Source organism: Thalassolituus sp. UBA2009 (assembly GCF_002335285.1).
In the GTDB taxonomy this organism is placed as follows: Bacteria; Pseudomonadota; Gammaproteobacteria; order Pseudomonadales; family Oceanobacteraceae; genus Venatoribacter; species Venatoribacter alkanivorans.
On record NZ_DDCJ01000083.1, the window covers coordinates 1 to 6053 of the forward strand.

Sequence of the window (6053 nt, forward strand, 5' to 3'; positions counted from 1 at the left end):
TGTGACGGAGCAGTCTATGTCACCGCTGCTGCAGATCCCTTTCGATTATCCGGATAAAAGCGTGCTGCTGGATGTGTATTGGGTCGAGGCGGATATGAATTCCGCCTTGCTGGCTCACGGTGCGGAAGGTCAGGAAGTACGCTGGCTGCCTTTTACCCGCCTGGCTGAGTTTGAATTCCCCGCAGCTAACCAGCCAATTCTCGATGCTGTTTGCGCCCGTCTGGGCTGATAGGCTCTTATCACTGACCCAGTGACAGAAACGGCCACAGGGTCAGGCCCAGAACCAGAAGTACCGCAATCAGCGTCATAATCAGCTCTGCGGGTTGCTCCAGCCAGCGCTGCAGCATGCTCTGGGTGTTGCCTTCCTGTTGTTGCTGTTCATATTCGCTGCGTATACGCTGCAGACGTTCCTGCTGATACTGATCAAGTAAACCGCGCGCCTGTTCATAGTCGTCATTGTGGCGAAGCCAGATGGCGGCCACAGAAATACGCCAGCGGCCTTCGTCGGTTTCGTAAAATTCTATTCCGGCATCCTGCAGCAGGGTGCGGACATCTTCTGCTTCATCTTCATTAACGCCATTGAGGCGGAACAGCAGCTTGGCCATAGTGATCTTCAGTTCAGAAATTTGTGCTTATTGTACCTAAAGTGCTGGTATAACTTCCGGCTAAATCCGGCCGCGAATGGCGGGCATAAAAAAGCCGCCAGACCCGTAGGTGGCGGCTGAAGCTCTGAGAGTGTGCACTTCTCAAATTGGATAATCCAATGCTAGTTCAGGATCTGCAAATGCGCAAGTAAAGATCTGGTCAGTTACATGGGATACAGGCTATTGCACCGTTGCCGGATTTTCGCCAGACTGGGTCATCCGGCTGAAGCTGGCGTATGAATGACTCACTAATAGATAAGTATAATAATAATGAGCAAAACCCTACCGGATCAGATAGCTGATCTGTTGATTTCCCTTATTTTTACCGGCGATCTGCGGGCCGGTGAGAAGTTGCCACCTGAACGTCAGCTGGCAGAGTTCCTTGACGTTGATCGTACTTCCTTACGCATGGCACTACGTACCTTAGGGCGTATGAACGCTGTACGCAGTGTGCAGGGTTCAGGTATCCGGGTCGGTGATGTGCGCCGTGATATGGGCCTGGATTTCCTTGATAATCTGTACCGCATACCGGAGCTGGAGCTGGGCGGTGAACTGTTGCTGGCCGGTCTGGAATTATTTAACCGCGCAATTCCGACGGCTATTCGCCTGGCGCTGGAGAAACGTGAGCGCTCCGGAGGAAGCCCGGAGGATGCGGTTATTCCGCAGCTGGTACAGCGTATGTATCAGGGGCTGAACGAGGGAGTGCCGATGAGTGAACTGGCTGATCTGGAAGTGGAGATGATCGACACTATTATGACAGCAACCGGCAATCTGGTACTGCAGGCCTCATCAACCAGCTCCCGCCGCATCCGCAGCTTGCTGACCCAGAAATTGTTTGAACAGATTGATGTGCGTGCTCATCTGGATCATCAGGTGCAGATGCTGATGCGCACCCAGCAGGGGGATTACCGGCTGGATGAGATGATTCAGCAATACCAGCAGTACATCGATACCCTGACTAAACCGTTACGTGAGCACCTGAATAACATCCCGGAGCAGCCGAGATTATTGCGTTCACCGCTCCACAATGGGCGCAATATCATCAGCCTGCGCCATCTCACGGGTTCTGCCTGAACGGCGCAGCCACCAGGGCTGCGCTGATAATCAGCAGGCTCAGGATATACAGCGGCCACAACTCCCAGATCATATAAGGCGTTTTGCCCTGACGCATTTCTGCGGTTCCGGTCAGGGTTGCCCGCTGTTCATAGGGTAAGCGTGACATCATCCGGCCTTTGTTATCGACCAGTGCGGTAATGCCGGTATTGGTCGAACGCAGCAGCCAGCGTCCGGTTTCCAGCGCGCGCATCTGCGCCAGCGCCATATGCTGTTTCGGCCCCAGAGAGTCGCCGAACCAGGCATCGTTGCTGACGGTAATCAGAAAATCGGCATCCTGTGCCATACGGCTGACCAGCTGTGGGTAGGCAATTTCGTAGCAGATATAGGGTGCAATCAGATACAGCTCTTCTGTGCCTTCTGAATGCTTGCCGACTTTCAGCAGGGGCTGATTGGCAGGCCCGTGCAGGAAGCTGGACATATCCAGATCAAAAAACGGAATCAGCCCGCGAATCAGCGCCTGCAGGGGAACATACTCACCGAACGGCACCAGATTCTGCTTGTGGTAGATGCCTTCGCCGTTGCCAAAGGCGATCACGCTGTTATGAAACTGTCCGGCCAGTTCGTGGCTACGGGGATAGCGGTAGGGAATGCCGGTAATCACTGTAGTGCCGGTTTCCTGTGCCTCAATCGCCATATCATCCATATAAGGCTGGAACTGATCGAGCAGCAGCGTCATGGCGGTTTCCGGCCACAGAATCAGATCACTGTCCCAGTGTTCGCTGGTCTGCTGGAAATAGGCATTGATGGTGGGACTGATCCACTCACGCTGCCATTTCTGATCCTGAGGAATATTGCCCTGTACGGCGCTGACTTTCAGCTCACCGGTTTTATGGGTCCAGTCCTGCTGCTGTAACAGCAGGCCAGCAGGCCACAACAGCAGCACCAGCAGGAAAGCCGGCTGATGTGTCTGCCAGAAACGGTAGAGCGCGGTCACGGTCAGTACACAGATAAAAGATAATCCGTAGCTGCCGAATACCGGCGCCCAGCCGGACAGCCAGGTGCCGAGGTGAGCATCACCGGCAAACAGCCAGGGGAAGCCGGTCATAAACCAGCTGCGGAACCATTCGTGCAGAAACCAGAATACCGGAATCGTCAGCCAGGCCAGACTCTGACCGAGAAAGCGCTGGCGCAGGGCAAACCAGAAACCGGGGAAGGTGGCTAGAAAGGCGGCAAACAGGCCGATCATCAGCACGGCGAGCAGTGCAGGCGTTCCGCCATGGTCATGCATGCTGACGTAAATCCAGGAAATGCCGACCGAGAATTTTCCCAGGCTGAACCACCAGGCGGTGGCAAAGGCAGAACGTGCATTGTCCGTCTGCAACAGAAAATGCACGAACACCGCAATACTTAACAGGCCAAGCGGCCACCAGAAAAGGGGAGCCAGGGCGAGTGGAAACAGCGCACCCGCCAACAATAACAACGCCCGCGCAGCCCAGCCTGCCATAGCTTTACCTGATTATGAGATGTGTGAGGGTTAATGCGCCGGCTCAGCCGGCGTCGATGGGCGTTACTTCCAGCAGATTGATCTGTCGGCTGGTACCGTTGACCACCTTGAACTGCCATTGTTCGATGCGGATGCTTTCATTGCATTCCGGCACCCGGCCAAAGTGATGTACCACAATGCCGCCAATGGTATCGAATTCGTCGTCCGGAAAACGTGCACTGAAGTGTTCGTTGAAATCGTCCACCGGGGTCAGGGCTTTGACCATGGTGATACCGTCTTCCACTTCTTTGATCATGCTGTCTTCTTCATCGAAGTCGTGTTCGTCTTCAATGTCACCGACAATTTGTTCAAGTACGTCTTCGATGGTAACCAGACCGGCAACTCCGCCAAATTCATCGACCACAATCGCCATATGATTGCGGGTCGCACGAAATTCACGCAGCAGCACGTTCAGGCGTTTGCTTTCCGGAACGAAGGTTGTTGGGCGTAACACCTCTTTCAGGCGGAATTCTTCACGATTTTCGTTAAGGATTAATGGCAGCAGGTCTTTCGCCAGCATAATGCCCAGCACTTCGTCCTGGCCTTCACCCATCACCGGGAAACGTGAATGCGCAGATTCGATGATCTGCGGCAGATAATCTTTGAGCGAATCGTTGACGTTGATGGAAGTCATCTGCGAGCGCGGAATCATAATGTCCCGCACCTGCATTTCAGATACCTGCAGAGCGCCTTCGAGAATATTGAGGGTTTCGTTATCGACAATGCTGCGCTCGGCAGCCTCGCGCACAATAACCTTGATGTCCTGACGGCTTTGCGGGTCGTCGGAGAATAAATCAGTCAGTCTTTCCAGCCAGCTACGATGCTGGCCCGATCGGTCTTCGCTCATGGTGCCTCATCTGGATAAGGATCAGGGAATCCCAGTCCGGCCATAATCTGGCGTTCCAGGTCTTCCATAACTTCTGCTTCGTCGTCCTTTATATGGTCGTACCCCAGCAAATGCAAGCAGCCATGCACGACCATGTGGGCCCAGTGGGCTTCGGCGGCTTTACGCTGTTCTTCACTTTCCTGCTGTACCACCTGAGCGCAGACGATCAGATCGCCCAACAGTTCGATCGGTACCTGCGGTGGCGCTTCAAAAGGGAAAGACAGCACATTGGTGGGTTTGTCTTTGCCACGGTACTCGTTGTTCAGTTCCTGGCTTTCTTCTTCTGCGACCAGGCGAATCGTCAGTTCCGGCTCGGCGAAATCGGTGCGGCCGCTCAGCGCGGCGCTTGCCCAGAGTTGCAGCTGTTCTTCGCCGGGCAGCCAGGCCTGGTAGCCTTCCAGCTCGTCGGCAAGCTGCACATCAAGCAACAGGTTCATACCGCATCCTCGTCGTTCTGCTTTGCAGCCAGACGGGCGGCCTTACGTTCTTCGTCGGCCTGCTTTTCTTTTTCGTCGAAACGGTCATAGGCATCAACGATCCGCTGTACCAGCGGATGGCGAACCACGTCGGCGTTGGTAAAGCGGGTAATGCCAATACCGGGAACGCCATCGAGCACTTCCAGACCGTGCTTCAGGCCGGAGTAGACGCCACGTGGCAGGTCGACCTGAGTAACGTCACCGGTGATCACCGCTTTGGAGCCAAAGCCAACACGGGTGAGGAACATCTTCATCTGTTCTTTGGTGGTGTTCTGCGATTCGTCGAGGATCACAAACGAGTGGCTGAGGGTACGGCCACGCATATAGGCCAGCGGTGCAATTTCAATCACATTGCGTTCCAGCAGGCGGGCAACCTGTTCAAAGCCCAGCATTTCATAGAGTGCGTCGTACAGCGGGCGCAGATAAGGGTCGATTTTCTGTGCCAGATCGCCGGGCAGGAAGCCCAGTTTTTCACCGGCTTCAACCGCAGGACGTACCAGCAGAATACGTTTTACTTCGTCACGCTGCAGTGCTTCGACGGCGGCGGCAACGGCGAGGAAGGTTTTACCGGTACCGGCCGGGCCCACGCCGAAGTTGATATCAAACTCACGTACACGCTGCAGGTAATCGAGCTGGTGCGGACCGCGCGGCTTGATGATGGCCTGTGGCGTTTTAATGGTGCGGCTGTCGTAATCGGATTTGGCTTTGCGTCCGGCGGCCTGTTCGCTGCCGTCTTCCTGCAGCAACAGATGGATCAGATCCGGTGTGATTGGCGTGCCATTGGCGGTTTCGCGGTACAGGCGCTGAATCAGCAGGGCGGCACGCTGTGCCAGTTTTACCTTGCCTTCGATGGTGAATTTATTACCGCGGTTGTAGATTTCCAGCTCGAAGTGGTCGGCAATCTGCTCGATATGGCTGTCAAAATGGCCGCACAGATTGGCCAGACGCTGTGCATCATCAGGTTCCAGTGCAAAGCTGGTGCTGTGGCGGTTTGGTGTGGCTGCTTCAGCCTCGGCAGACTGGACAGGTTCAATGGATTCTGGTTGCTCAGTATCTTTGCGGGTCAATGAGAACTCTCTCTGTGGGCTTTTGTTTATGTGGCCCGGCTCTGACCTGGCCACATAAATCACGAATGAGGTTAGTAGGCTAACTCTGGATTGAGCAGGATGCCACGCAAACTGTTCGGGTACGCATCTTCGATGCTGACTTTAACGAATTTGCCGATCAGGCTGTGATCGTCGGCCTTGAAGTTCACCACCCGGTTGTTTTCGGTACGGCCCTGTAATTCGCCCGGATCTTTACGTGATACGCCGGTAACCAGAATGGTTTCTTCACGGCCTACCATGCGGCGGCTGATCTGCTGCGCATGCTGCACGATACGGGCCTGCAGAATCTGCAGACGCTGTTTCTTCAGCTCTTCCGGGGTGTCATCTTCCAGATTGGCGGCC

The 6053-nt window shown here is 54.8% G+C and carries 7 protein-coding genes and 1 pseudogene; 2 read left to right on the forward strand and 6 right to left on the reverse strand.

What is annotated here, in order from left to right:
- Positions 1-229 (forward strand): annotated as a pseudogene (locus B3P58_RS10490) (8-oxo-dGTP diphosphatase MutT); the annotation flags it as partial.
- A gap of 10 nt (positions 230-239) precedes the next feature.
- Here B3P58_RS10490 and B3P58_RS10495 read toward each other — a convergent pair.
- A complete protein-coding gene (locus tag B3P58_RS10495; RefSeq protein ID WP_145469566.1) occupies positions 240-605 on the reverse strand; it encodes a DUF6164 family protein in 366 nt (121 codons plus the stop codon).
- A gap of 309 nt (positions 606-914) precedes the next feature.
- On the opposite strand from B3P58_RS10495, the gene B3P58_RS10500 reads away from it, so the two are divergent.
- On the forward strand, positions 915-1718 hold the full coding sequence (locus tag B3P58_RS10500) for a FadR/GntR family transcriptional regulator (RefSeq protein WP_286717418.1): 804 nt from the start codon (positions 915-917) through the stop codon (positions 1716-1718).
- Here B3P58_RS10500 and lnt read toward each other — a convergent pair.
- From lnt to B3P58_RS10525, 5 genes are all read right to left on the reverse strand, one after another.
- The gene (lnt, locus tag B3P58_RS10505) at positions 1702-3204 is read right to left on the reverse strand and encodes an apolipoprotein N-acyltransferase (protein WP_286717419.1); all 1503 of its coding nucleotides are present in this window, start codon (positions 3202-3204) and stop codon (positions 1702-1704) included. The two genes, B3P58_RS10500 and lnt, sit on opposite strands and share 17 nt — an antisense overlap.
- Before the next feature lie 43 nt (positions 3205-3247).
- Positions 3248-4090, reverse strand: coding sequence for an HlyC/CorC family transporter (locus B3P58_RS10510; RefSeq protein ID WP_145469563.1), 843 nt, complete (start codon positions 4088-4090; stop codon positions 3248-3250).
- Entirely contained in the window at positions 4087-4566 is a 480-nt protein-coding gene (ybeY, locus tag B3P58_RS10515; RefSeq protein ID WP_286717422.1) for an rRNA maturation RNase YbeY, read from the reverse strand. The genes B3P58_RS10510 and ybeY overlap by 4 nt, the downstream gene beginning before the upstream one ends.
- Complete coding sequence (locus B3P58_RS10520; protein ID WP_414716566.1) at positions 4563-5639, reverse strand: PhoH family protein; 1077 nt, start codon at positions 5637-5639, stop codon at positions 4563-4565. Before B3P58_RS10520 ends, ybeY begins: the two co-directional genes overlap by 4 nt.
- 104 nt (positions 5640-5743) lie before the next feature.
- Positions 5744-6053: TRAM domain-containing protein (locus B3P58_RS10525; RefSeq protein WP_286717424.1), on the reverse strand; the 310-nt coding region annotated here is incomplete at its 5' end.

Coding starts and splice junctions, on each gene's coding strand:
- B3P58_RS10495 (WP_145469566.1), bottom strand. CDS start 605: ATGGCCAAGCTGCTGTTCCGCCTCAATGGCGTTAATGAAGATGAAGCA.
- B3P58_RS10500 (WP_286717418.1), top strand. CDS start 915: ATGAGCAAAACCCTACCGGATCAGATAGCTGATCTGTTGATTTCCCTT.
- lnt (WP_286717419.1), bottom strand. CDS start 3,204: ATGGCAGGCTGGGCTGCGCGGGCGTTGTTATTGTTGGCGGGTGCGCTG.
- B3P58_RS10510 (WP_145469563.1), bottom strand. CDS start 4,090: ATGAGCGAAGACCGATCGGGCCAGCATCGTAGCTGGCTGGAAAGACTG.
- ybeY (WP_286717422.1), bottom strand. CDS start 4,566: ATGAACCTGTTGCTTGATGTGCAGCTTGCCGACGAGCTGGAAGGCTAC.